This window comes from Acidovorax cavernicola (assembly GCF_003581445.1).
The window spans coordinates 148,234-173,397 of sequence record NZ_QXMN01000006.1; the positions used below are offsets into that span (position 1 = coordinate 148,234).

At 66.0% G+C, this 25,164-nt stretch carries 18 protein-coding genes; 7 read left to right on the forward strand and 11 right to left on the reverse strand.

The features are described from left to right. Positions 1 to 216: 216 nt before the first annotated feature. Positions 217 to 543, forward strand: coding sequence for an NIPSNAP family protein (locus D3H34_RS08355; RefSeq protein WP_119553005.1), 327 nt, complete (start codon positions 217 to 219; stop codon positions 541 to 543). Between the two features lie 124 nt (positions 544 to 667). Here D3H34_RS08355 and D3H34_RS08360 read toward each other — a convergent pair whose 3' ends face one another. The 3 genes from D3H34_RS08360 to D3H34_RS08370 form a co-directional block, all read right to left on the reverse strand. Continuing rightward, positions 668 to 1,882 (reverse strand): lipase family protein, encoded by a 1,215-nt coding sequence (locus tag D3H34_RS08360; protein WP_119552979.1) that lies wholly within the window; start codon positions 1,880 to 1,882, stop codon positions 668 to 670. 143 nt (positions 1,883 to 2,025) lie between these two features. Continuing rightward, positions 2,026 to 2,397: a DUF7674 family protein gene (locus D3H34_RS08365; protein ID WP_119552980.1), complete on the reverse strand. Its 372-nt coding sequence runs from the start codon at positions 2,395 to 2,397 to the stop codon at positions 2,026 to 2,028. 101 nt (positions 2,398 to 2,498) lie between these two features. Next, the gene (locus D3H34_RS08370) at positions 2,499 to 2,789 is read right to left on the reverse strand and encodes a barstar family protein (protein WP_119552981.1); all 291 of its coding nucleotides are present in this window, start codon (positions 2,787 to 2,789) and stop codon (positions 2,499 to 2,501) included. A gap of 199 nt (positions 2,790 to 2,988) precedes the next feature. Between D3H34_RS08370 and D3H34_RS08375 the strand changes: the two genes are divergently transcribed. After that, the gene (locus D3H34_RS08375) at positions 2,989 to 3,471 is read left to right on the forward strand and encodes a GreA/GreB family elongation factor (protein WP_119552982.1); all 483 of its coding nucleotides are present in this window, start codon (positions 2,989 to 2,991) and stop codon (positions 3,469 to 3,471) included. Positions 3,472 to 3,550: 79 nt separating this feature from the next. Here D3H34_RS08375 and D3H34_RS08380 read toward each other — a convergent pair whose 3' ends face one another. Next, positions 3,551 to 5,017 carry an aminotransferase-like domain-containing protein gene (locus tag D3H34_RS08380; protein WP_119552983.1) on the reverse strand — a complete coding sequence of 489 codons (1,467 nt, stop codon included), beginning with the start codon at positions 5,015 to 5,017 and terminating at the stop codon, positions 3,551 to 3,553. 366 nt (positions 5,018 to 5,383) lie between these two features. Between D3H34_RS08380 and D3H34_RS08385 the strand changes: the two genes are divergently transcribed. Further along, positions 5,384 to 5,620 carry a hypothetical protein gene (locus tag D3H34_RS08385; RefSeq protein WP_119552984.1) on the forward strand — a complete coding sequence of 79 codons (237 nt, stop codon included), beginning with the start codon at positions 5,384 to 5,386 and terminating at the stop codon, positions 5,618 to 5,620. A gap of 706 nt (positions 5,621 to 6,326) precedes the next feature. On the opposite strand, the gene D3H34_RS08390 is transcribed toward D3H34_RS08385, so the two are convergent. Next, the gene (locus tag D3H34_RS08390) at positions 6,327 to 6,677 is read right to left on the reverse strand and encodes a hypothetical protein (RefSeq protein ID WP_119552985.1); all 351 of its coding nucleotides are present in this window, start codon (positions 6,675 to 6,677) and stop codon (positions 6,327 to 6,329) included. A gap of 146 nt (positions 6,678 to 6,823) precedes the next feature. On the opposite strand from D3H34_RS08390, the gene D3H34_RS08395 reads away from it, so the two are divergent. Both D3H34_RS08395 and D3H34_RS08400 read left to right on the forward strand, forming a co-directional pair. After that, positions 6,824 to 7,057 carry an ATP-binding protein gene (locus D3H34_RS08395; RefSeq protein ID WP_119552986.1) on the forward strand — a complete coding sequence of 78 codons (234 nt, stop codon included), beginning with the start codon at positions 6,824 to 6,826 and terminating at the stop codon, positions 7,055 to 7,057. A 302-nt stretch (positions 7,058 to 7,359) separates the two neighbouring features. Continuing rightward, positions 7,360 to 9,012: a sensor histidine kinase gene (locus D3H34_RS08400; protein ID WP_119552987.1), complete on the forward strand. Its 1,653-nt coding sequence runs from the start codon at positions 7,360 to 7,362 to the stop codon at positions 9,010 to 9,012. A 184-nt stretch (positions 9,013 to 9,196) separates the two neighbouring features. On the opposite strand, the gene D3H34_RS08405 is transcribed toward D3H34_RS08400, so the two are convergent. The 6 genes from D3H34_RS08405 to D3H34_RS08430 form a co-directional block, all read right to left on the reverse strand. Further along, positions 9,197 to 9,643: a hypothetical protein gene (locus tag D3H34_RS08405; RefSeq protein WP_147400410.1), complete on the reverse strand. Its 447-nt coding sequence runs from the start codon at positions 9,641 to 9,643 to the stop codon at positions 9,197 to 9,199. Continuing rightward, positions 9,619 to 10,062, reverse strand: coding sequence for an outer membrane protein assembly factor BamE domain-containing protein (gene bamE / locus D3H34_RS08410; protein WP_119552989.1), 444 nt, complete (start codon positions 10,060 to 10,062; stop codon positions 9,619 to 9,621). The genes D3H34_RS08405 and bamE overlap by 25 nt, the downstream gene beginning before the upstream one ends. A gap of 69 nt (positions 10,063 to 10,131) precedes the next feature. Continuing rightward, the gene (locus D3H34_RS08415; protein ID WP_119552990.1) at positions 10,132 to 11,385 is read right to left on the reverse strand and encodes a beta-barrel domain-containing protein; all 1,254 of its coding nucleotides are present in this window, start codon (positions 11,383 to 11,385) and stop codon (positions 10,132 to 10,134) included. After that, the gene (locus D3H34_RS08420; RefSeq protein ID WP_119552991.1) at positions 11,382 to 13,547 is read right to left on the reverse strand and encodes a type I secretion system permease/ATPase; all 2,166 of its coding nucleotides are present in this window, start codon (positions 13,545 to 13,547) and stop codon (positions 11,382 to 11,384) included. The genes D3H34_RS08415 and D3H34_RS08420 overlap by 4 nt, the downstream gene beginning before the upstream one ends. Continuing rightward, positions 13,544 to 14,878 carry a TolC family outer membrane protein gene (locus D3H34_RS08425; RefSeq protein WP_119552992.1) on the reverse strand — a complete coding sequence of 445 codons (1,335 nt, stop codon included), beginning with the start codon at positions 14,876 to 14,878 and terminating at the stop codon, positions 13,544 to 13,546. Before D3H34_RS08425 ends, D3H34_RS08420 begins: the two co-directional genes overlap by 4 nt. Positions 14,879 to 14,939: 61 nt before the next feature. After that, a complete protein-coding gene (locus D3H34_RS08430) occupies positions 14,940 to 21,620 on the reverse strand; it encodes a tandem-95 repeat protein (RefSeq protein WP_119552993.1) in 6,681 nt (2,226 codons plus the stop codon). Between the two features lie 651 nt (positions 21,621 to 22,271). Between D3H34_RS08430 and D3H34_RS08435 the strand changes: the two genes are divergently transcribed. Both D3H34_RS08435 and D3H34_RS08440 read left to right on the forward strand, forming a co-directional pair. Further along, positions 22,272 to 23,114, forward strand: coding sequence for a response regulator transcription factor (locus D3H34_RS08435; RefSeq protein ID WP_119552994.1), 843 nt, complete (start codon positions 22,272 to 22,274; stop codon positions 23,112 to 23,114). Between the two features lie 6 nt (positions 23,115 to 23,120). Then, a partial coding sequence (locus D3H34_RS08440) for a sensor histidine kinase (protein WP_147400411.1) occupies positions 23,121 to 25,164 on the forward strand: 2,044 nt, incomplete at its 3' end.

Genomic DNA, 25,164 nt, shown 5'->3' on the forward strand with positions numbered 1-25,164 from the left:
ACCCGCAGGAGCGGGCCCAAGGCGGGCACGGGCCCCGCTCCGAAGCGGTCATTCATGAACTTGACGCGTCGCTACGCTGTCCTTGACCCTGCTGCTCTCTTGACTGGCTCCCGCAGGTCCGCGCCAGATGCGACGAAGCTGGCAGACACAATGTGAGCCTGGCGACCACGCCCGCCAGCCCGTCAACTCACAACCCTCTTTTCAGGACTCATGTCGATGATCTATGAACTGCGCGTCTATACCGCAATGCCCGGCCGGCTACCCGACGTTCTTGCCAGATTTCGCGATCACACCGTGGGCATCTGGAACCGGCTGGGAATTCGTCAACTCGGATATTGGACGACTGCAGTCGGACCTGACAGCAACGCGCTGACCTACATGCTTGTCTGGGAGAGCCTGGCCGATCGTGAGGTCAAGTGGGGCAGGTTTGTCGTCGATCCCGAATGGGTCGAGGTCAGAAAGGCGAGCGAGGCAGCCGGGCCGATCGTTGCGAACATGGCCAGCTCGTTCCTGGCGCCAACCTCTTTCTCACCCGCGAAATAGTCTCTTCCGCGCGGACGACACAGTTGGTTGGGACGTCCTTTCGCTCCAGCGCAAGAGGCGCGGGGAGCTGAGTTTCAGCCCCCATGGCCGGAGTGACATCGTTCAGTTGAGCCTTCGGCGACCGTTACGGCCGACCGGATGGCAGGTGCTGTGCGGCCCAGGCCATCGCGTCGGGCAGCGAGTAGGCGACGGTGGCCTGATGGTTGGACGCCGCGCCGCGCTTGTCGGTGATCTGGTAGGTGCGGTAGTCCACTGCTACGCCGAGCCCTTTGTAGCGCGCCACCAGGAGGTCGGTGATGGGCTTGGGCACGGCCTCGTCCTGGTCGGCCTGCAGCACCAGCACGGGCACTGACGGGCGCGCGTTCTGTGTGTCCATGAGCGTCGCCAGGGCGCCGTTCAGGGCGCGGAAGTCGGCATTCATGTTCATCACCTCGCCGACCTTGTAGTTGTTGCGCAGGTCGCCGACGCACTTGGCGTCGACCTGGCTGTCGACCTGACGTCCGGTCGGCGTCAGCAGCTCGGCCAGGTTGACGCCCGGCGCCGCTGCTGCGACGCTATGGAACAGCAGCGTGCCGTAGGGATCGCTGGGCTGCTCCGGCTTCTTCTGCGCCAGTTGCACCAGCAGGCTCATGTGCGAGGAAGGCGAGATGGCGACGGCGCCCTTGAGGTTCAGCTCCTGCCCGTACACCGGCCCCATGTACCCGGTGTACGCCGCCGCGCCGCCACCCTGCGAATGGCCCATCACCAGCCAGTCGCGGCTGAGCGCGGGGCTGATCCGGCGCGCTGCGCGCACCATGTCCACAGCGCCGCGCGCTTCGGAATCCATCACCAGGTACGGGTGGGTGCCGGGCGTTCCCAGGCCCTCGTAGTCGGTCTGGACCACCGCATAGCCCTTGGCCACCCACTGGTCCAGGCTGGCATTCATCAGGTTGACGTAGCCGCGCGGCGGAAACGTGCTGTCGTTGCGCGACGGAGCGCAGATGTCGGCAATGCCCGTGGTGCCGTGCGTCCAGCTGATCACCGGCCAGCCATTGGCCGGCGGCGCGCCCTTCGGGATTGCCACGGTGCCCGAGACGGCCACCGGCTGACCTGCAATGTTGGTCGAACGGTACAGCACCAGCCAGTTCTGCGCCGCCGAGGGCAGTGCTGCGTCGTTGGTCACAGGCCGCGCCCAGATGACGTCCCCTGGCCGGCCGGCCGGCAACGGCGTCGGCGGCTGGTAAAACGCCAGGCCTGCCGGCCCCTGGGCCGTCAACGGCGCGCCGGGGGATGTCGTCAAAGTGGAGCAGCCGCTCAGCAGCCCCAGTGCCGCGAGCACGCCGCACGTCGTGAGCTGCATGGAGGAACGGCGACGTGATGATGGTTTGAGCACAGTGATCTCCTTGTTGTTTTTCAAATCGCAGGACCCAGCACCGGGGCGTGCGCCAGGCCGGCTGGGTTGTCCGGAATCGGCTGGTAGACAGTGACTCCTGATGGTCGACCTCAGCCCTCGAAGGATAGCCACAGGTCAGCGTGGCTGCGAGAAACCGGGCCAAGTGCGGCAAGGAATGTTGTCAGGACACCATGCCTGTCCGCCGACGCGGCCAGTCCCTCGATGAAGCCGGTCGCGGCAGCGGTGACCAGATCAGCATCCCCGCTCGCCATTGCGGCGTCGACGATGTGCAAAGCGCGCTCCGTTTCGGGGGCCGTTGATTCAGCAGAGGGATCAACCAGACAGCTCGCTAAAGTCGCCAAGAGCGAGGTCACCGGCGGTTCGTCCGGTGCCCAGTATTCCTTCGCTTCCCGAAGCGCTCCCGCCAGCGCTGGCGACTCAGCAGCCAGGTCTTCAACCAACGTGCGGCACGTGCTGATCATTCAGTGGACCTCGTGTGCGAATGACTGGGTTCTCGCCGAGCCGAGGATATTCGCGAGCTGGACCGTGTGAACGAAGGTCCGATCATGGCCGCGTCCCGCCCCTAGTCATAGGCAACGACGGCTGCATGGATTGGCAGTTCGGCTCGCATCCTGGCAAGGCACTCACGGAGTTGCTTGGCATCACGCGGATGGCGGTCTGCGAAGTCGGTCCAGCCGACAAATCGCAGCCGGTGCGGCATGTCCACCAACCCTGTGATTGCGTCCCAGAAGGCGTCCCAGTTCCGGCCGTACCACCCTGGAAAGTCGAGCGAGGTCATCAGTCGACTCTGAAGTTCGAGCGAGCTGCTCACGTCGTTCAGATCTACCGTCACCTCGTCTTTACGCACCACCATGTCGTTCCAATCTCCTCATTTTTGACACGACTGCGAGCCGCTTTCGAAGGTCGGCTTGTGGCCGACTGTAGCCTCGCGCACAACTGGCGCAAAGGGCCCATTGCTGAAGTTAACCTGCAGCCAACAGAAGCGTCGAAGGCTTCTGGAGCCCTCCATAATCAAAACCTGCCCCCCTTGTTCGAGATAGCGACCTTTCGTCATGGATAAATTCTTGCTGCAACAGCAGGTGCTGGAACGGCTCGCCGAAGACCTGCTGCAAGCCGAACAGGCAGTGCGGGCAGCCCATGAAACGGCGACTCACGAAGAGAACATCGCCGAAAACAAGTACGACACATTGGGACTCGAAGCCGCCTACCTTGCCACCGGCCAAGCTCGGCGCGCCGAAGCCATACGCCTGGCGATGGCCAATTGGCGCCGATTCCGCCCGCGTCCCTACGACGCCATCAAAGGCATACAGCTCGGCTCGCTGGTCTGCTTGGTCGATTCCGACGACAAGCAGCAACAGCTCTTTCTCGGCCCGGATGGGGGCAGCATGACGTTGGTCAGCGGCACGCAGCTTGTTCAGGTCATCAGCAGCGAAGCCCCTTTGGGTAGGGCAATGCTGGGCAAATGCGAGGGTGATGAGGTGTCGATACAGGTCGCTCCAATCCGACAGCAGTTTGAGGTGCTGCGGGTTCTTTAAGCCGCAACTGGACAGAAGCGGCACGCGTGACGTTGAGAGTCAGTCGAAGGCGGCGGACCTCGACCTGCATGGACGCAAACTAGGGTCTCGACGAACGTTCCTCGAAGATCGGCCCCGATTTTCCAGTTGTAGATTTCAGCTGCGCGTTGGCGAGATCTCCAAGATTCCTGATAGCCCCTTCCAGGCGCGGGTCGCCGAGATACCCGTAGTTGATGCGCAGGTGCCGGGTGTATCGGCGGTCGGCTGAAAACAAATGGCCCGGCGCTACGCCTATGCCGAGCCGAAGAGCGTCCTGGTGCAGTGCGAGCGAGTCGATACCTTCTGGCAGCGCGAGCCACAGGAAATAGCCGCCCTCGGGGCGCGTGACCCGCGTTCCAGTCGGAAAGTATCGATCGATAAATCGCAAGCATGCAGCCTGCTGGCGGCTGAGCGAATGCCGCAGGGCGCGCAGGTGACGATCGAAACTCTTGTGTTGCAGGTACTCCTGCAACGCCAGTTGCGAGGGGAGTGCCGTCGCCAGCGAGCTCATCAACTTGTTGCGACCCAAGGTGGCTGCAAAGCGACCGCCCGCTACCCAACCGATGCGATATCCGGGTGCCAGGGATTTCGAGAAAGAACTGCAGTGCAGCACCCAGCCAGCCCGGTCCCAGGCCTTGGCTGGTGGCGGTCTGCGAGCCCCATGCGCGAGCTCGCCGTACACGTCGTCTTCGATCAGCGGTATGGCGCGGGTGGCGAGCATGCTGACCAGTTGCTCTTTGGCTGCGTCGCTCATGGTGCAGCCCATCGGATTCTGGAAGGTCGGCATGAACCAGCAGGCCTTCACCGGATGCTGGTCGATCACGCGAGCAAGAGAGTCGAGATCCACGCCTGTTCGCGGGTGCGTCTCAACCTCGACCGCGCGAAGACCGCGCCGCTCCAGTGCCTGCAACGCACCATAAAAGGTTGGCGTTTCGATCGCCACGAGGTCGCCTGGCTGCGTCACCGATTCGAGTGCAAGATTGAGGGCTTCCATCGCCCCGCTGGTGATGACCAGTTCAGACGCAGGAACATCCATCCCGACGCTGCCGTAGCGGAGGGAGATTTGATGGCGCAATTGGGCGTTTCCTGGTGACAAATCTTCGACGGTCTGCCAAGGATCCATCCGCTTGAGCGCTCGCGTCAGGCCGGCGGCAAGTTGCTCGAAGGGAAACAGCTCTGGCGACGGAAAGGCCGAGCCGAGCGGGACCATATCGCGCTCGCGAGCCTGTGCAAGGACCTGAAAGACTAGCGACGAGACGTCGACCGACATGGACCGCAGGACTGGCTCGCTGGCGGCGAGTTCGTTGGCCGGCACTTCCGCGCGCGCTCGGACGAAGTATCCCGACCGCTGCCGCGCTTCGACAAGCCCTTGCGCCTCCAGCAGGTAGTAGGCAGAGAACACGGTGGATGCACTGATGCCCATTTGCGACTTCAGTTCGCGCACGGAGGGAAGGCGATCGTTCGCCTTCAGGCTACCCGCGCGAATGCGCTGAGCGATGTTGTCGGCAAGCTTCTCGTAGCGATTCATGGGCATCTTCTTCTGATACGGTCATTCTGGACCGCTCCCGAGATTTTCGTATCAGACGTCGATGTGCCCCGGAGCGACTACCGGCCTCCTTGCATCTGATACGAAAATTTTCAGGCGATCTGGTTCTGTACGTATCAGTCTGGAAGATGAACACTCGACAGCACGATGAGAGTGCTTCTGTGGTGCCGGCGGACTGCCCTGCCTTTCGACCCATGTCTTGCGTGTCTTTCGGCGCGCCTTGCGGACGCCCATTCAGTTCACCGCAACCGTTTCATTGGATTGTTTATCCGTTTCTTCATCGGTCTATTGGGCTACTCGCCGCACTCGGGCGCTTCGCCATCTACCACCATTCTTCTCCTTTAAATCATGGATTCAATCCCTATCTCTTTTGTTGTTTTCAAGGTTCTCGTGCTCAGCCTGGGCATGTATTTAGCCGTCAAGTGGCATTACGAACGGGGACAGAAGGACAAGAATCAAAAGACAGCTGCAGTGGTACTGACATCCATCAAGGTGGGCGGGGGGTTCGTCGCTTCTGCGTTCCTCGTGCTCTTCCTCACCTTTGAATTTTGCAATTGGATGGGTCTGGACCTGGCCATGCGGTGATTGGAAGTTTTCGGTCGATAGCCCGGATACGGTGCGACCAACGGCACGCCCCTTTCAGAGACGGACATCGGCACGATGGCGCGGTATTTGGCTGGCATGCCGACGTGCGAGGCGAGTTCGCCGATGGCAAAGTTCTCGCCCAGAATTCATGTCAAGTGATCGCCCGGCTGCATAGTCTCTGCTCCTGCGCCAACCTACGTTAGTGCCAGGCATCAGGCCAGCTACCTTCTTGCCAACAGCCTTGAGGCGGCGCCGGAACTCGATCTGGCAATCTTCGATTTTCATATTCGATGAGCCCGCCGAGTGGCTGCTTTTGGCCGGTCGCGCAGTCGTCGCGAAGGGGCTCAACGCTAACACTCGATGTGCCTCAAAGCGGACGCTCGGGGCCGTCGCGAAATCCACCATGCGCTTGCTTTCCGATGTGCCGAGAGGTCGCCGTATTTACTAGCGGACGTAGCGCTCGCATCGAGAAACATACCTAGGCTCGGTCGATCTTAGGCAAATCTCCTGAAGCACTCCCACCAGTCCTAGCGTGCTCATGCTTGCTTGGTCAGAGCCAACATGAAGACGAGACGCGAACTGGGCGACCGATACCCCTCGCATGCGACGCTTGGCGCTGCGATCCAGGAGCTCAAACAACTTCCATTCTTCCTGGTTGTAGTCAGCGCCCGCCGATGGGAGACCGGTGCGTCGTCTTCTTTCTCGCTCAGTCCCACCAGCAGTAGAGCGGATTGCCGCAGACGCCATAGGCTCCGAGGCTGTCCGCGTCTGCTCCCCAGAAACAGTAGTACTCGCCCTCGTCAGGCTCGAAGACCAGCCAGTAACCCTTCGACTTCGCGAGCAAGTATCCAGTAATCGTCGTGCCGAGTTCGCGATGACAAAACCCGGGTTCGACGACGATGGCAGACACCTTCTCGGCGGCGGTGGCGTGAGCTCGAATACTCGATCGGAGCTTCTCAAAGTACGCCGCCTCATCCTCACCCTTGGGAACGATGATCCCAGACGTGTCGGCCAGCGCGACCTCGAGGCCCGCCCAATAGGGGTTGGCTTGGTTCATGTTTTTTTCTGACTCGGCCCAATGTCCGATCATTGCAAGAGCCGCCTGGTCGCAAAGCTGAGGGGTGGCGACGGAAGGCCGCTCCTGGCCGACTTGAGCTGGAGGCATGCTACCTTCCCAGCCGATACGGCTCGTTGGAATCACAGATGGATGTACATCAGCCTCGCCGCCCGCACCGCCCCGGTTGGCTGCCCGTTGTCGACGCCGCGCGTTGCACGGGCTGCGGCTGGTGTGTCGCCGCGTGCGACCTCCACCTTCTCAGCCTCGAAGTCAGGCAATGGCAGAAGTCGTCGACGCTTCAAGACGCGGATCGGTGCACGGGATGCAGCGATTGCGCAGTGACTTGCCCTTTTCACGCGATCACCATGCGAAAGGGCTGAAACGCCCTCGGCGCCCGGCTCGGCGCTCGCCAACTCTGCGCGGCCAGGGCTGACCTGGCCTTGCGCTCATTCCTTCCGTGCGTCGCGACAGAGCACGGCTTGCAGATACCCGTTCAGGCATAGACGAACGAAGTGTTGCGGGGAGCGATCGAATCCTTTCCATCAAAGCCAACGCACCGTCGGGCAAAGACGGCGAATGAGATCGCACCGCAGAATCAGAGCCCCTCGGAGCGACGCGCATCGTCAGACGGCGATCAGGCGCCTGGCGATGACACGCTCTTTGCGAGCCGCTCGAAGTCAAGATGAACTTGAATCTGGGAACTGCTGCGTTCTTCACGGCCCTGGTGGAGTTTGTCCTTGCCGCGGGCATGCTGGCACTGTGGGCAAGGGGAAGACGACGTTATCTGCTTGTCTGGAGCGTCGGCTTCCTTGCCTTCGGGATCGGCTCCTTGCTGATCATCTTGCGGGACAGAATCCCGGACTTCTTTTCCATCCTTGTCGGGAATCTCTTCACGACACTGAGCTCGGTTCTTTTCTATGCAGGCATCTGCCTGTTCTTCGATCGGCGCCGCTCCTGGTTGCCCTGGATGGCAGGGGTACTCTTTCTGGAAGTGGCATTGCTGGCCTACTTCTCCTATGTCACGTACGACACCTCAGCGCGTGTCTACGTGTACAGCGTGGCCCAGTCCGTGATCGCGCTGATGACCCTTCAAACCATGTCCACGATGGACTTCGGGCGCGGGAGAAACATCCATACCGAAGTTGTCGCCGTCGCCTTGTTGGCGTTGCTGGCGTCGCTGGTTCATGGCGCACGTCTGGCTGGCACCCCGTTTTTCCCCGTGCCACAGGACTTTCTGGCTTCGGGAAGTTTTCATACCCTGTTCACCTTCGGTTTGAAATTGACCCACACAGGCTACGCGCTTGCATTCGGCAATATGCACGCATCCGCCTTGCATGCAGATCTGCGCGCAGCCCTGGCCGACATCAAGGCAACGGCTCATCAGAAAGTCGAACTCCTGGGCTACATCGGCCATGATCTGCGCGCGCCGCTGGCGACGATCAGTGGGTACGCATCTCTCCTGCTCGCCGACGCACACGAGAACCAGCGCAGGCATCTGCTGACCATCCAGCGCAGCGTCAAGTACCAGCTCCACCTGATCGACGAACTGCTGGAATATGCCAAGGCAGAGTTGCAACCCCTGACGGTCCGCCCGGTCACCACCGACCTGCTGCGCCTGCTGGACGACATCTCCGAGTACGCCGTGGCCCTGTGCTTGCAGCAGAACAACCGCTTTCGCTATCGCCCTTCCGACCGAATGCCCCGGCAGATCAGCCTGGACGGAAAACGCATGCAGCAGGTGCTGCTGAATCTGCTGTCCAACGCCGCGAAGTTCACGCACGACGGCGTGGTGACCTTGTCGGTCACGGCCAGGCGGGAGGGGCGCGTCTGCGTCTTGAGCTTCGCTGTCAGCGACACCGGGATCGGCGTCGAAACAAGCCAGGACGTCGATATCTTCGGTGCCTTCCAGCAGGTTCACGCCGCGAGCGGCAGCACGGGGCTGGGCCTGTTCATCGCGCAGCGCATTGTCTCGGCCATGGGCGGAACGCTGGGCGTGACCAGTACTCCTGGCCAGGGCGCCACGTTCTCCTTCGCGCTGTCGGTGCCGATCGATGCCTCCGACGCAGACTGGCCCGTCGTCGCGCAGCGGGAGACAGCGCCTGCTGAACCATCACCGACGCCGGCGATGTCCCGAGACTTCATGCCGGGGGATCGGGCGCTGAGCGAACTCGCCAGCCTGGCGCTCCAGGGCCGCATCACGGACATCGAGCACTGGATCGAACGCCACGCCGACGAAACCGCCTACGCCCCGTTCATGGCCCTGCTTCTTGACCTGCTGGAGCGCTTGGACTTCCGTGGGATTCACGCGTTGGCGAATCGTCCCGGCGTTCATTGAAGCCGGTTGAACGGGCCAGCATTGCATCAACGATCAGCGCGACGAAGACGACGAGGAGCAGCCACAGCGCCACATCGCTCAACCGGTAAAGGTTTCTGCGAAAGCGCTTGGTGCGGCGGATCACGGCGTGCTTCCCGGGGCGGCCGTGCAGGCTTCGTTCACCGCGACGGCCGCGACATCCCCATCAGCCATGCGGCATCCGGCGGTACAGCCCCGGCAGACGATGGCTGTGTGCGGTGAGCCGCGACTTCAGGCGAACGACCAAGTGCAGATCGTCCACCAGATGGATGTCGCCGCCGCGGTGGGTGAGCTGCAGCTTCACGGCCAGCAGGCCCTGCAGCTTGGCGCGATGCCATTCGGCGGCGTCGGCGATCTGCGCGCGCGTCATGGCGGGGATGCCGATGCCGTGTTCCATCTCGGCGGCGCGCAGGCAGGCCTCGACACGGTCGACGCTTTTCAGCGTGCCCTCGATCACCTCCAGGCAACGCTCGGCGAGCCGCGTCGGCTCGTGGGCGGAGTTGCCGTACACGAAGGCCTCGTAGGGACGGGCCGCGCGCTTGGAATCGAAAGGCATGGGCTGGCTGACCGGCTCGTTGACGCTGCGGCTCAGCGCGGCAGCAGGTCCTGGCATTGCCGGCGACGCCACACGGCGCTGCGCACGGCCTGGCTCTCGTCGAACACCACCTTGTACTGGCACACGAGGTAGTTGGCCGACTGCGGCATCTGGAATTTGAAGTGGTAGTCCCACTCCATGCCGAGCGCGCCGCGCTGCTGCTTCAGCGCCTGCCCGAGCACGGCGAGCACCTGGGCCTGGGCCAGGCCCGGCTTGATCGTGCGAAAACGCTCGGGCTGCGACACCACGCCGTCGCGCAGAAAAGGTTCCTTGAAATCGGGGCGGCGCGCCTCGACGTCGCGGTAGTCCAGCTTGTCGGGGTTGCTCACGGGGTCCACGGGATTCTCGCGGGCCGTCGCGGTGGTGGCGGCGCTCAGCAGCGCGGCGGCGAGCACGAAGGTGGCAACGGCGGGTGATGCGTGCGGGGTTGGGTTCATGGCTGGCGTCCTCTTTGGTCAGATGGGTGGGGGGGAATGAGCGGACATGGCGGGTTCGTTCGCACCTTCTCAGCGCTCGCGCATGGCTTCGCGCGCCTTGTTCAGCGGCTTGGTCAGGTAGTCCCACACGGTCTTGCGGCCGGTGCGGATGTCGGCGGTGGTGACCATGCCGGGCACGATGGGCATGCGGCGGCCGGCCTTGTCGGTGAGCGCGTCGGACGCGGTCCGCACGAGCACGGGGTAGTACACGATCTCGGGCTTGACCTCGTCGCGCTGGGTGTCGGGCGCGATGGTCACGATCTCGCCCTTGAGGCCGCCGTACACGGCGTAGTCGTAGGCGGTGATCTTGACCAGCGCCTCCTGGCCGGGGCGCATGAAGGCGATGTCGCGCGGCGAGATGCGCGCCTCCACCAGCAGCTGGTCGTCCAGCGGCACGAGCGTCAGGAGCGAGCCGTTGGGCGGCACGACGCCGCCGATGGTGGTGACCTGCAGGCTCTTGACGATGCCGCGCACCGGCGAGTTCAGCGTGAGCCGCTCCAGCGAATCCGCACGCCCGCGCACCACGGACGAGAGCGACTTCACCTCGGCGTCGGCCTTCGCGAGTTCCTCGCGGCTGCGCACCATGTAGTTGGAGCGCGCCTCGGAGATCTTCAGCTCCAGGTCGGTGGCCTGGCGCTGCAGGCGGATCAGCTCGACGCTGCTGGCGGCGCCGCCGATCTGCAGCGAGCGGGTGATGTCGAGTTCCTTGCGCACCAGCGCCAGCGCCTGGCCCAGGCCGGCGACGGTGTCGTGCAGGCTGCCCCGTCGCGAACGGAAGAGCGCGGTCTCGGAATCGACCAGTTGCGCATGCGCCTTGAGTTCGGCGGGGAACTGCAGGCTGTCGCGCCCTTCCACTTCGGCGCGCAGGCGCACGCTGCCGGCCAGCGCGGCGCGGTAGCGGGCTGCCGTTTCTTCCACGCTCGATTCGCCACGGGTCGGGTCGAGCTGTGCGAGCACCTGCCCCTTCTCGACGATCTGGCCTTCATGCACACGCAGCTCGGCCAGGATGCCGCCTTCGAGCGACTGGATGCGCTGTTCGCGCGAGCTCGGAATCACCTTGCCCATGCCGCTGGAGACTTCGTCGATCTCGAAGACCCACGCCCAGGCGAAGAAGGCCAGCAGGCCGAGCACGACCAGCCACACGACCCGCGCGGAGCCGCTGGCGCGTGCCTCGTCGAAATCGTCAGGGCCGCCCGGGCCCCAGACAGAGGCCGTCGATGCGGTCGATGTGGCCTGCGCAGGCGCGGTGCGCGCAGGCATCGGCGTCAAGGTCACGGCGTTCATGCCTTCCCCTCCTGGCTGGTGCCCGCCGCGCCCTGGCGCAGCCGCGTCATCACCTGATCGCGCGTGCCGTCGAGCACGATGGCGCCGCCATCGACCACGAGGATGCGGTCGACCGCTTCCAGCACGGCCGGGCGGTGCGTCGCCACCACCAGCGTGCGACCCGCGGCCAAGGTGCACAGCTGGTCGATGACTTCGCGTTCGGCCAATTCGTCGAGAGAGGCCGTGGGTTCGTCGAGCAGCAGCACCTGCGGCCGGCGCAGCATCAGCCGCGCCAGCAGCAGGCTCTGGCGCTGTCCGCCCGACAGGCCACGCCCGCCTTCCATCAGCGGATGGTCCAGCCCGGTGGGCAGGCCGCGCACGAAGGTCCAGGCGCCGGTGGCCTGCAGCGCAGCCATCAGTTCGGCATCGGTGGCATGCGGCGCGCCCAGCTGCAGGTTCTCGCGCAGGGTGCCGTGGAACAGGCGCGCGTCCTGCGCGAGCAGGCCGATGTCGCGCCGCACGTCGGCGGGGTCGATGTGCGCCAGCGACACGCCGTCGAGCAGCACCGCGCCCGCGCGCGGCAGCATGAGGCCCGACAGCGCCTGCAGCAGCGTCGACTTGCCCGCGCCGTTGCGCCCCAGCACGGCGATGCGTTCGCCCGGCGCGATGCGCAGCGCTTTCACCATCAACGCGGGGGCCTGGCCATCGTGGCTGAAGGCCGCTTCGCGCAGCATGTACTCGCCCTGCACCGCAGGGCGATGCACGCGCGTCTCGTGGGGCGGATGGTCCACCGGCAGCTTCATGAGCTGGTCCAGTGCCTCGCCGGCCACCCTGGCCTGCTGCCAGCGGTTGAGCACCTGCGTCACGCCGGCCAGCGGCGCGAGCATGCGAGTGGCCAGGATCGATGCGGCCACGAGCACGCCGGTGCTCATGTGCCCGTCCATCACCAGCGGCGCGCCGAAGAAGATGACGAAGGCAAAGGCCCCGCCCTGCACCGTCTGCGACCAGTTGCCCAGCGTGTTGAGCAGCGCGCGCAGCCGCAGGCCGGAATCGGCGTTGACGGCGTTGTAGTGGTTCCACTGGTTCTGGAAGCGCGGCTCGGCCTGCAGCACCTTGATGTCGTCCATGCCCTGCACGGCCTCCACCAGCATGGCGCTGCGCAGCGACGATTCGCGCGTGTTCGCCTGGGCCAGCGCCCGCAGGCGCGGCTGCGCCAGCAGGCTGGGCACCAGCAGCAGCACGCAGGCAGTCAACGGCACCAGCACGAGCCATCCGGCGACGAACCAGAAGAGCACGCAGAACAGCAGGAAGAACGGCAGGTCCGCCACCGCCGCCACGGTGGTCGACGTGAGCATTTCGCGCACGGGCTCCAGCTCGCGCAGCTGCGAGATGAAGGTGCCGGTGGCGCGCGGACGCGCCGTGCCGCGCACGCGCAGGGCATGGCCGAACACGCGGTCCGAGATGCGCAGGTCGGCGCGCTTGCCGATCACGTCGGTGATGCGCATGCGCGCGCCGCGCATGACCCAGCTGAACAACAGCGACAGCAGCACGCCGCCGAACAGCACGTACAGCGTGGGCAGCGACTGCGCAGGCACGACGCGGTCGTACACCTGCATCGAGAACAGCGTGCCCGCCAGGGCCAGCAGGTTGTAGGCCAGCGACGCCACGAGGATGTGGGCATAGGGCCGCCAGTCGGCCAGCACGATGCTGCGCAGCCAGTGCGGCTCGACGGGGCGGATGTAGCCGTCCACGCGCGAATCGGGTGCGGACTGCGCAGGGCGCAGCACGCTCATGGCCTCGAGCTCGGGTTGCAGCTCGTCGGCCGTGCGAAGGGTCTCGGCGCCCTCGTCGCCGCCGAAGACCAGGCACAAGCCCTGCGCCGAGATGGCCGTGACGACGGCCACCTGGCCGTCGCGCAGCTGCAGCACCACCGGCAGGCGCCAGGGGCTCAGGGTGTCCAGGCGCGGCGCGACCCGGCGCACCGTCAACCCGACCATCCGGGCCATCTGCTGCACGCTCTCGCCGAGGTCCTGTTTGTCGGTCCAGCGCGCGGCCACGCGGATGCGTTCGCGCGAGGTGTCGAGCTGGTAGTGGGCCGCAACGGCCATCACGGCGTCGATCCAGCCTCCCAGCAACACGAGGCGGCGCGCGGCGGAAAGCTCGGGCACGGTGGTCGCGGTCATGGCTGACCTCCGGCTACGAGCTCGCCCGCGTCGACCAGCCCGAAGGCCTCGCGCAGGCGGCCCGACTGGTACAGGCACTCGACCGCCAGCCGCTGCACGTCGTGCGCGCTCTCGGCCTGCTCGAAACGTGCGCCGTGGAACTCCTGCTCGGCATTGAGCAGGTCGAGCAGCGAGCGCGTGCCCAGTTGCAGGTACTGCTCGCGGTACAGGTCGCGCGTGCGCTGCGTGCTGTGCACGCGCGCGGCAAGCACGGGCAGGCGCAGCGCGTGGCCTTGCGACTGCACGCGCGCGTCCTCGAGCCGCTGCCGCACGTTGAGCTGCGCGTAGCCCAGCGCGGCCTCGGCCGCTTCAACGGCGTGCGCGGCGGCGCGCTGGCGGGCCTGGCTGCGCCCGCCTTCGTACAGCGGCGCAGTGAAGTTCACGGTGAGCGTGCTTTCGCTGCCCGACTGGCCGGCGACCCTGGCACCCGATTCCAGCCCCCGGTTGACGGCGGCGTTCAGCGACAGCGTGGGCAGCAACTGCGCATCGGCGCCGCGCAGCGCGGCCTGCGCCATGTCGCGCTCGGCCTGCGCCATCTGCACGGCCGGTACGGGCAAGGCTGTTTGCGGCTGCGCGGTACAGGCGCTCGCGAGGGGTGCCGGTGCTTCGCCGGCAATGTCGGCCGGCACGCGGCCCTGGGTCAGATGCATGAGGTTGAGGCGCCAGCGCTCGGCCTGCGATGCGGTGTTGAGTTGCTGGGCGCGCGCGGCCTCCAGGCGCGACTGCGCCTGCGCCACGTCGGACTGGCTGGTGGCGCCCTTGGCCTGGCGCTCGCCCACCAGGCCCGCCAACGACTGCACGCCCTTCACCTGGGCCTGCGCGATCTCGCCGAGTGCCTGTTGGCGATGCACTTCGATCCATGCCTGCGCGGTGTCGCGCACCACGTCGTCGACCGTCACCAGCAGCTTGGCGCGCGCGGCAGTGGCCGAGGCTTCGGCCTCGTTCACGGCGCTCGACACCTTGCCGAAGTCGTACAGCAGCTGGGTCACCGAGAGCGACGCCTGATGCACCTGGCGGCGACCGTCGGCCTGGAGCTGACGGTTGCCCGTGCGCGCGCTGAGGCCGGCGCTGACCTGCGGGTAGTAGCCCGAACGCGCGGCCGCAATGCCCTCGCCCGCCTGCAGTGCCTGCCCGACGGCGTTGCGCACGCTCGGGTGCGAGGTCGCGGCCAGGCGCACGGCCTCGGCCATGCCCAGTGGAGCGGCGGCGCTCGCCTGCGCGAGTGCCGCCGTGCCGGCGAGCAGAAGAAAGGCGCCCGCAGCGGCGGACGAGAGATGGCGAGAAACAAGCATGCGTGAAGACGTGCGGACCACACGGTGCCGGCGCCGCGAACGGCGCCGGCACCCCGGTCGGTCAGTGGTGAAGCGCGAGGCCTGTGTGAAGCTCGTCGTCGAGCGACGAAGCCACCGGCGGTGCGTAGGCCGCGAGCGAATCGGCGGACGACGCCAGGGACAGCACCGTCGCCGTGCCGGGCGCCTGCGCGCCGCCAAAGGCCGGCGGGAACGCAGCTTGCAGCAGCGCATGCAGCGACTCGGCCGCGCTGTGGGCCTGCAGCATGTCGGACAGCTGCAGCCCGTGCCACGCCGGGCTCTCGCCCAAGGGCGAATGCGACTGCGACTCGAGCGACACCGTGGCTTCGTCGAGGCCGGCAAGCCCCAGCGAATCGGGCGATGCGAAGAGCGCTGCCGCAGCGGCCGCCGGCGAGTAGTTGACGTGCAGCGTCTGCGTGGCCACGTTGCTCACATCGCCGTCGCGGTCGGTGACCTGGTAGCTCAGGGTCTCGTCGTAGTTCACGGAGCTGCCGGTCCTCGGCGCCGCCTGGTAGGCGAACTCGCCCGAGTCGAAGTTCACCACCAGCTTGCCGCCGTGTGTCGTGGTCACCGTGACCTGGTGCGTTGCCGCGTTGTAGCTGTAGCTGCCGCCACCGCTCGCGGTCATCAGGCCCGTGCTGCTGTCGTAGGTGTAGGTGGTGCCGTCGAGCGTCAGCTTGGACACATGGCCACCGTCGGCACCGAAGCCCGAACCGCCCGCGCCGAGGTCGCCGGTCAGCAGGTTGCTGATCGTGGGCGGCACGCTGATCGTGCCCTGCAGCACGTCGTTCAGCTGGCTCGTGTTGGTGATGATCTGGCCGTCGGCGCCAGCGCCGGTGATGCCGTTGTGCGCGATCGGGTCGACAAAGGATTTCGCCGCTGCAGCGAGGTCGGTCCCGAGGCCCAATGCGAACGAGTTGATCTTGTTGGCATTCAGGAACGCCGTCCAGATCGCTTCTTCCGCGGGTTGGATACCGTGGTCGGCCGGACTGTTGACACTGGTATTCCCCAAGGTACCGGTATTGCCGTCCCCACGGGTCGGCTCGCCATCCGTGAGGAAGTAGGACACGTTCTGGGCGCTCTGCAGCTTGCCGTTGGTCGCGAAGCCGGACATCGCCTGCGCAAGGGCGGCGTCGTAGTTGGTGCTGCCGCCGTCCACCAAGCCCTGGACCAGTGTCTTGGCCTCGCTCGCCGTCATCCAGCCGCGCGCCTGGCCGGTGGTGCTGAAGGTCACAAGCTGCACCCGCACGTCGCCATACAGGTCGTAGCCGTCGATCAGGTTCTGGATGGCAGTTTTTGCCCGGCTCAGTCGCGTCGGCGTTTCCTCGCCCATGCTCCCGGACAGGTCCAGGATCACCATCAGGTTCGTGTGGATCGGCGCCACGTCGACCGCCTGCTGCCCGTTCGAGAGCACCGGCGCGTCGTCCTTCACGGGCACGTCGAAGCCGACCGGCGCGGAAGACAGCTGGCCGTCGCTCACCTGCGCCGTGAAGTGCAGGTTCGACACGGCCTCGCCGTTGCCCGCGGGGTGATCGATCGGCCCCTTCAGCGTGACGGTGTAGCCCGCCTGGAACTGGCCCGCGCCCGTGGCGGCGGTGACGTTGCCGACGGCCACGGTCATCACCTCCTTGGTGACACCGCCGACGGTAACGCTGCCCGTGAGCGTGTGCGTGCCCGCATCCCAGGTCCAGGTCACCGGCTGGCCGCCGGAGGTGACGCCGGTCGGCCCGCTCAACGAGACCGACAGACTGCCGGCGGCGCTGTCCGGGTCAGTGATGGAGATGGTGCCGCTCGTCTGCGCCGGTGGCTCGCCGACGCCCGCGATGCCGCCGGGCAGGCTGCCTTCGGACACGATGCCAGGCGCGCTCACCGTGGCCGTCGGTGCGTCATTGACCGGGTCGACCGTCACGGTCACCGTGCTGGTGGTGGTGCCGCCCTTGCCGTCGCTGACCGTGACGGTGAAGCTGTCGGTGCCGTTGAAGTTGGCCGCAGGCACGTAGGTGTAGGTGCCATTGGGGTTGACCGTCACCGTGCCGTGCGACGGGTTGCTTCCCTTGGTGTAGGTCAGCGTGTCGCCATCGACGTCGCTGCCGATGATCTGACCGTTGACGGGCGTGTCTTCGTTGGTCGTCTTGGTGTAGTCAGGCGCCGTCGGCGCGTCGTTGATGTCCTGCTCGTTGAGCGTGACCTTGATCGTCGTCGTGGTCGTGCCATCGCTTGCAACCACCGTCAGCGCGTGGGCGTTGGAGGCTGCCTCGAAGTCGTTGACGAAGGCGGCTGCGCCTGCGGCAGTGAGGCTGATGGCACCCGTGGCCGGGTCGATGGCGAAGTAGCCGTCGTCATTGCCCGAAAGGATGCTGTACGTGACCGTCGTGCTGTCGATGTCCGTCGCGCGGACGGTGCCCAGTACCGTGCCTGCCGGACGGTTCTCGTCGTAGCCGAACACATAGCCGGTCGCCGTGTTCACGGGCGTGCCGCCACCATCAACAAAGACCGGGGCGTCGTTGACCGGGTCGATCGTCACGGTCACTGTGCTGGTGGTCGTGCCGCCCTTGCCGTCGCTCACCGTGACCGTGAAGCTGTCGGTGCCGTTGAAGTTGGCCGCGGGCGTGTAGGTGTAGGTGCCGTCCGGGTTGACCGTCACCGTGCCATGCGATGGATCGCTGCCCTTGGTGTAAGTCAGCGTGTCGCCATCGACGTCGCTGCCGACGACCTGGCCGTTGACCGGCGTGTCTTCGTTCGTCGTCTGGGTGTAGTTCGGTGCCGTCGGCGCTTCGTTGACGTCCTGCTCGTTGAGCGTGACGGAGATGGTCGTCGTGACCGTGCCGTCGTTCGCGCCGACCACCAGTGCGTGGGCATTGGAAGCCGCCTCGAAGTCGTTGACGAAGGCGGCCGCACCGGCTGCCGTGAGGCTGATGGCGCCGGTCATTGGATCGATGGCGAAGTAGCCGTCGTCATTGCCCGAGAGGATGCTGTAAGTCACGGTCGCGCTGTCCACGTCCGTGGCACGGACGGTGCCCTGCACCGTGCCCGCCGGGCGGTTCTCGTCGTAGCCGAACACATAGCCGGTCGTCGTGTCCACGGGCGTGCCGCCGCCATCGACAAACACCGGAGCGTCGTTGACCGGGTCGATGGTCACGGTCACCGTGCTGGTCGTCGTGCCGCCCTTGCCGTCACTCACGGTGACAGTGAAGCTGTCGGTGCCGTTGAAGTTGGCACCTGGCGTATAGGTATAGGTGCCGTCAGGGTTGACGGTCACCGTGCCGTGCGATGGATCGCTGCCCTTGGTGTAAGTCAGCGTGTCGCCATCGACATCGCTGCCCGTCACCTGGCCGCTGACCGGCGTGTCTTCGTTGGTCGTCTTGGTGTAGTTGGGCACCGTCGGTGCATCGTTGACCGGATCGATCATGACCGTCACCGTGCTGGTGGTCGTGCCGCCCTTGCCATCGCTCACGGTGACAGTGAAGCTGTCGGTGCCGTTGAAGTTGGCCGCAGGCACGTAGGTGTAGGTGCCGTCGGGGTTGACCGTGACGGTGCCATGCGACGGGTCACTGCCCTTCGTGTAGGTCAGCGTGTCGCCGTCCACGTCGCTGCCGGTCACTTGACCGGTGACTGGCGTGTCTTCGTTGGTCGTCTTGGTGTAGTTCGGCGCGGTCGGCGCTTCGTTGATGTCTTGCTCGTTGAGCGTGACCTTGATCGTGGTCGTGAGCGTGCCATCGCTTGCGCCCACCGTCAGCGCATGGGCATTGGAGGCTGCTTCGAAGTCATTGACGAAGGCCGCCGCACCCGCGGCAGTAAGGCTGATCGCACCCGTGACTGGATCGATGGCGAAGTAGCCGTCGTCGTTGCCCGAGAGGATGCTGTACGTGACCGTCGCGCTGTCGACATCCGTGGCACGGACGGTGCCCAGCACCGTACCTGCGGGACGGTTCTCGTCGTAGCCGAACACGTAGCCGGTCGCCGCGTCCACGGGCGTGCCGCCGCCATCGACAAACACCGGGGCGTCGTTGACCGGGTCGACCGTCACGGTCACCGTGCTCGTCGTCGTGCCGCCCTTGCCGTCGCTGACCGTGACGGTGAAGCTGTCGGTGCCGTTGAAGTTGGTCGCAGGGGTGTAGGTGTAGGTGCCGTTGGGGTTGACCGTCACCGTGCCGTGCGATGGATCGCTTCCCTTGGTGTAAGTGAGCGTGTCGCCGTCGACATCGCTGCCGGTCACCTGACCGCTGACGGGCGTGTCTTCGTTGGTCGTCTTCGTGTAGTTCGGTACCGTCGGCGCATCGTTGACCGGATCGATGGTCACCGTGATCGTGCTGGTGGTCGTGCCGCCCTTGCCGTCGCTCACCGTGATAGTGAAGCTGTCGGTGCCGTTGAAGTTGGTCGCAGGTACGTATGTGTAAGTGCCGTCAGGGTTGACCGTCACCGTGCCGTGCGCCGGGTCGCTGCCCTTCGTGTAGGTCAACGTGTCGCCGTCCACGTCGCTGCCGACGATCTGGCCGCTGACGGGTGTGTCTTCGTTCGTCGTCTTGGTGTCGTTGGGCGCCGTGGGCGCGTCGTTGATGTTCTGCTCGTTCAGCGTGACCGGGATCGACGTCGTGACCGTGCCGTCGTTCGCGCCGACCACCAGTGCATGGGCGTTGGCGCCCGCTTCGTAGTCATTGACGAAGGCCGCGGCGCCCGCGGCCGTGAGACTGATGGCGCCCGTGGCCGGATCGATGGCGAAGTAGCCGTTGTCGTTGCCCGAGAGGATGCTGTAGGTCACGGTCGCGCTGTCGACGTCCGTCGCTCGGACCGTGCCCAGCACTGTGCCCGCCGGGCGATTCTCGTCGTAGCCGAACACGTAACCGGTCGCCGCGTCCACAGGCGTGCCGCCGCCGTCGACGAACACCGGGGCGTCGTTGACTGGATCGATCGTGACCATCACCGTGCTGGTGGTGGTGCCGCCCTTGCCGTCGCTCACTGTGACGGTGAAGCTGTCCGTGCCGTTGAAGTTGGCGCCTGGCGTGTAGGTGTAAGTGCCGTCGGGGTTGACCGTCACGGTGCCGTGCGCCGGGTCGCTGCCCTTGGTGTAGGTCAGCGTGTCGCCGTCCACATCGCTGCCGGTCACTTGACCACTGACCGGCGTGTCTTCGTTGGTCGTCTTGGTGTAGTTCGGTACCGTCGGTGCATCGTTCACCGGGTCGACCGTGACCGTCACGGTGCTGGTGGTCGTGCCACCCTTGCCGTCGCTCACGGTGACCGTGAAGCTGTCCGTGCCGTTGAAGTTGGTTGCGGGCGTATAGGTGTAGGTGCCGTTGGGGTTCACGGTGACCGTGCCGTGCGCCGGATCACTCCCCTTCGTGTAGGTCAGCGTGTCGCCATCCACGTCGCTGCCTGTCACCTGACCGCTGACGGGCGTGTCTTCGTCCGTCGTCTTGGTGTAGTCGGGAACCGACGGTGCATCGTTCACCGGATCGACAGTCACGGTCACCGTGCTGGTCGTCGTGCCCCCCTTGCCATCGCTCACCGTCACGGTGAAGCTGTCGGTGCCGTTGAAGTTGGTTGCGGGCGTATAGGTGTAGGTGCCGTTGGGGTTCACGGTGACCGTGCCGTGCGCCGGATCACTGCCCTTCGTGTAGGTCAGCGCGTCGCCATCCACATCGCTGCCCGTCACCTGACCGCTGACAGGCGTGTCCTCGTTCGTCGTCTTGGTGTAGTTCGGCACCGTCGGTGCATCGTTCACCGGGTCGATGGTCACCGTGATCGTGCTGGTCGTCGTTCCGCCCTTGCCGTCGCTCACCGTGACAGTGAAGCTGTCGGTGCCGTTGAAGTTGGTCGCGGGGGTGTAGGTGTAGGTGCCGTTGGGGTTGACCGTCACCGTGCCATGCGATGGATCGCTGCCCTTGGTGTAGGTCAGCGTGTCGCCGCTGTCCAGGTCGCTGCCGGTCACGCGGCCGCTGACAGGCGTGTCTTCGGGCGTGGTCTCGCTGTAGTCGGGCGCCGTGGGGGCGTCGTTGACGGGCGAGACGGTCACGGGCACCTTCACGGTGGTGGTGCCGCCCTTGCCGTCGCTGACAGTCACCTCGAAGCTGTCGGGTCCTTCGTAGCCGGGCTTGGGGGTGTAGACGAACTGGCCCGTGGACGGATCGACGGTGACGGTGCCGTGCTCGGGCCCCTTGGCGACGGTGAAGCTCAGCGCATCGCGGTCGGGGTCGGTGGCGTTCACCTGGCCCTGCACGGGCTTGTCCTGATCGGTGACGACGGGCTCGGCCTTGCCTTCGGGGTTGCGGTTCTGCGGGGGGAGCATCGGCGGAATGAAGGCCGGGCCACCACCGCCGCCGCCGCCACCACCGCTCGCGGCGGCACCGACACCCAGCACGCCGAGCGCGCCCAGCAGCCAGCCCGGCACGCCGTCGGGCAGCAGCGCGCCACCGGCGTCGTTCCACTCGATCTCGGTGAAGTGGAAGTCCTTCCAGGGCGCGGTGTACTGCCCCCACCACTGCACGCCGGCAGCGTCTTCCAGCACGAGGTCGTTGCGGCCGCCGTCCGGGTACTCGGTGAAGAAGCCGCGCACGGCGACTTCCTGGCCGTCGCGCAGCACGAGCACGAGGTCGTTGCCGCGGCGCTCGTACTTGAGCACGCTTTCGGGCGCGATCTTCAAGGAGACGATCGACGGACGATCCAGAACCAGCGGGGTTTCTGCCGCCGCTTGGCGGGCCACGCCACCAGACTTGTAAACAGCTTCCATGATTTTTCGTTTCTCCTTGACTTCGGACTTCGGGCAAGCCGTCGCCTTCGGCGAACAGCCTGGGTCGCACACATTGGGAAATCTCGAGCGCCGCTTGCACGTCTCGAGGACTCGCCGCAGGACCCGGTGCGCGGGTCATGCAGGCGTGCACTTGCATGGGGCGGGATTCTTGGTGTGCGGGGTGGTCCGGGCTTTTGCCGGAAAGGCCGCGGCCTTTGCCTTCGCGGACGAGCGCTCACAAAGGTGCTTGAACGTCGAATACTTCACACGAAAGGCAAAAGAAATTCAGCAATTCACGATGTAGGGAAGTGAATGGACGCGGGCACGGGCGGCATTGCGTCAGTCTTTTGACCTATGGGCTTTTTCCGGGCCGTCCATTTCTTTTGATGGACGGTATTGGCCCGGCCATCCCCGGAATAGCGGAAATTCCGGCTGCGCCCTCCTCCAGCACCCGTTTTCCCTCTGACAGAGACCCCGGCGCGGCGTTTTTCTTTTGGCAGCCGGCGCCAATGGCAATCGAATCCATCAGGAATGACTTGCAGTCATTGGATGAATTTGCATTCTTTGTGACAATGATTACCAAATTGTTTTCTTGGTTACATTGATTCAGCGACCTGGCACGCGAGCGCAGTGCCGTCGCCCCCTCTTTCCATGTCTTATTGGTCCGCTCCGGAGCCCCGGAGAGCTCATCTGCTGGTGGTCGATGACAACATCGACGAGCTGAAGCTGCTGCTGGAAACGCTGCGGGGCACCGGCTACCGCATCACGCTCGCCTTCGACGCGATGGAGGGCTATCGCCGGGCGACGACGTTGCAGATGGATCTGGTGCTGCTGGACGTGCGCATGGGCGCGACCGACGGCTTCACCGCCTGCCGGCTGCTCAAGGCCGACCCGGCCACCGCGGACATTCCCGTCATCTTCGTCAGCTCGTCGGCCACGGTGGAAGAGCGCCTCACGGGCCTGCGCGCAGGCGCCGTCGACTACATCCTCAAGCCCTTCGATCCGGCCGAGGTGGTGGCGCGCGTGGAAATCCATCTTGCGCTGGCGGAACGCCGCCGCTCGCCCGCCGCCCGTCCGCTCGAGCAGTTGCCCCCGGCCGAGCACCTGGTGGCGACCGAAGGAGCGCCGGGCACGGCCATGGACCGCGCCCTGATGCAGGCGGCCGAGCGCCTCGTGCTGGCGGATCTCAGCCGCGTGCTGCCGCTGCGCGAGCTTGCCGCACGCGTGGGCACGCACGAGAAGCGCCTGTCCCGGGTGTTCAAGGAGTTGACGAACCGCACGGTGTTCGAGTTCGTGCGCCATGCGCGGCTGCTGGAAGCCCAGCGCCTGCTGCTCGAATCGGCGATGCGCATCGAGGAGATCGCCGCGGCGGTGGGGTTCTCGAGCGCCGCGAATTTCGCCACTGCATTCCGCGAGTACTTCGACTGCACGCCCTCCGCCTGCCGGCAGGCCGGCGCCGGACGAGCCACCCTCACGCGCGGGCAAGGCGCCTGACCGCCGATGCGCACGCCCCCTCGGTTGGCAGCCTGCCTGCTGGGCTTGGCCCTGTGGCTGTGGTCCTGCGCGGCTGGCGCAACACAAGCACAAGCCGTCAGGCTCAGCGCGCTGACGCGGGGTGCCGTGGACATCGCGCAGGCGGTCGAGGTCCTGGAAGACCCGACGGCCCGCCTGGCGGCCAGCGATGCGGCCACGCTGGCGAGCGGCGGCGCGGGCGGATTCCAGCCTGCGACGCCCGATCGCCTGATGCGGGGTTTTTCGCCATCGGCCATCTGGCTGCGCCTGTCGCTGGTCAACGACACGCCGGAGATCCGCCAGGCCCGGCTCGGGCTCAACGTCACATGGCTTCGGCATGTGGACTTCCATGTGCTGCGCACGCGCGACGGGCAGCCCGTGTGGACGCACACGTCGGCGGGGGTGTCGGACGCCATGGATGCCACGCACCGCCATGACCGCATTCCCCAGGTCGCGATCCACCTGCAGCCGGGGGAGTCGGCGCAGGTGCTGGTGCGCGTCAGGAGCACGGGCCAGCTCAAGCTGGTGCTGGAGCTGCACACGGACCGGGCATGGCAGCACATCGAACGCAACCATGCGCTGCTCAGCGGCCTGCTGATCGGCGGGCTGCTGGCGTTCGCGGTGTACTCGGCCGCCCTCTGGTGCATTTCGCGCGCGCCCATGCTGGCGTACCAGGCCGGCAGCTTCGCGATGGTGGCGCTGTACGAAGCCACCTACCGGGGCTATGCGCGCATCGCGCTGTGGCCGAACAGCACGGACTGGAGCTTCCGCGCCCACAACGTGACGGTCGCCGCCGCCGCGATCTGCCTGCTGCTGTACTTCCGCGAACGCAGCCGGGGCAGCCCGGTCCATGTGCCGGGACGGCCGCTGCTGGTCGTGCTGGGCAACCTGGAGGTCGTGATCCTGCTGGGGGTCCTGTTCAGCTCCGCCAGCGCCTACGGCACGTTCGCGCTCATCGGCACCATCAACGCGCCGCTGATCGTGCTCACGCTGACCGTCTGCACCTACCTCTACCAGCGGCGATCCGGCCCGGGCGGCCGGCTGTCGCTGCTCGTGATGCTCGTCATCTGCGCGGGCTCGCTGCTGCGCATGTCCGCGCTGACGTTCGCGGAGCATTCGGCGTCCGACTTCGACCACTACGCGCTGGCGCTCCCGGGCATGCTGGTCGGCGCCTTCGCGATCACGGCCTGGTCTTCCCAGCAGACGCGCCAGCGCAACGCCGCACGCCAGACCCTGCTGCTGTGGCAGGCCCGGGAGCAGCACCGGCTGGAGGAAGAAGTCCTGCGCAAGACGCGCGCCCTGAGCGAGGCGCTGGACCAGGCGGAACGGCGCGCACGCGAGCAGAAGGAATTGCTGGCCTACATCAGCCACGACCTGCGCGCCCCGGTGTCCACCATCCTCGGCAACCTGAAGCTGATGCAGGCGCGCAGCGACGCGCCGCAGCACACGAGGCTGGCCGCGATCGAGCGCAGCGCGGGCTACCAGCTCGAGCTGATCGACGACCTCGTCTACTACGCCAAGGGCGAGCTGGCGCCGCTGGCCGTCGAGACCCAGCCGGTGCACTTGCGCACGCTGGTCGACAACATCGCGCAGTACGCGGACGCCCTCGCGCAGCGGCAGAACAACACCTTCACCCTGCAGGTCGACGGCGAGCTTCCCGCCGTGGTCCGCCTGGACGGCAAGCGGCTGCAGCAGGTCGCGCTCAATCTGCTGGCCAATGCGGCGAAGTTCACGCGCGACGGCGCCATCGGACTGTGGCTGCAGGCGCGGCCCATCGACGACGCATGGCAACTGCACTTCGAGGTGACCGACAGCGGCACCGGCATCGACGGCGAGACCCTCGCGCGCATGACCCGCCTGCTGGCCGACAACGCCCCCGCCGTCGGCGGCGGCCTGGGGCTGTTGATCGCCCATCGCATCGTGCAGCGCATGGGCGGACAGCTCTCGGTCCACAGCGTCGACGGCACGGGAACGCGGGTGGCGTTCTGTCTGTCCGTCGAGCAGGTGCATGCCCCGTCCGGCACCACGCCCT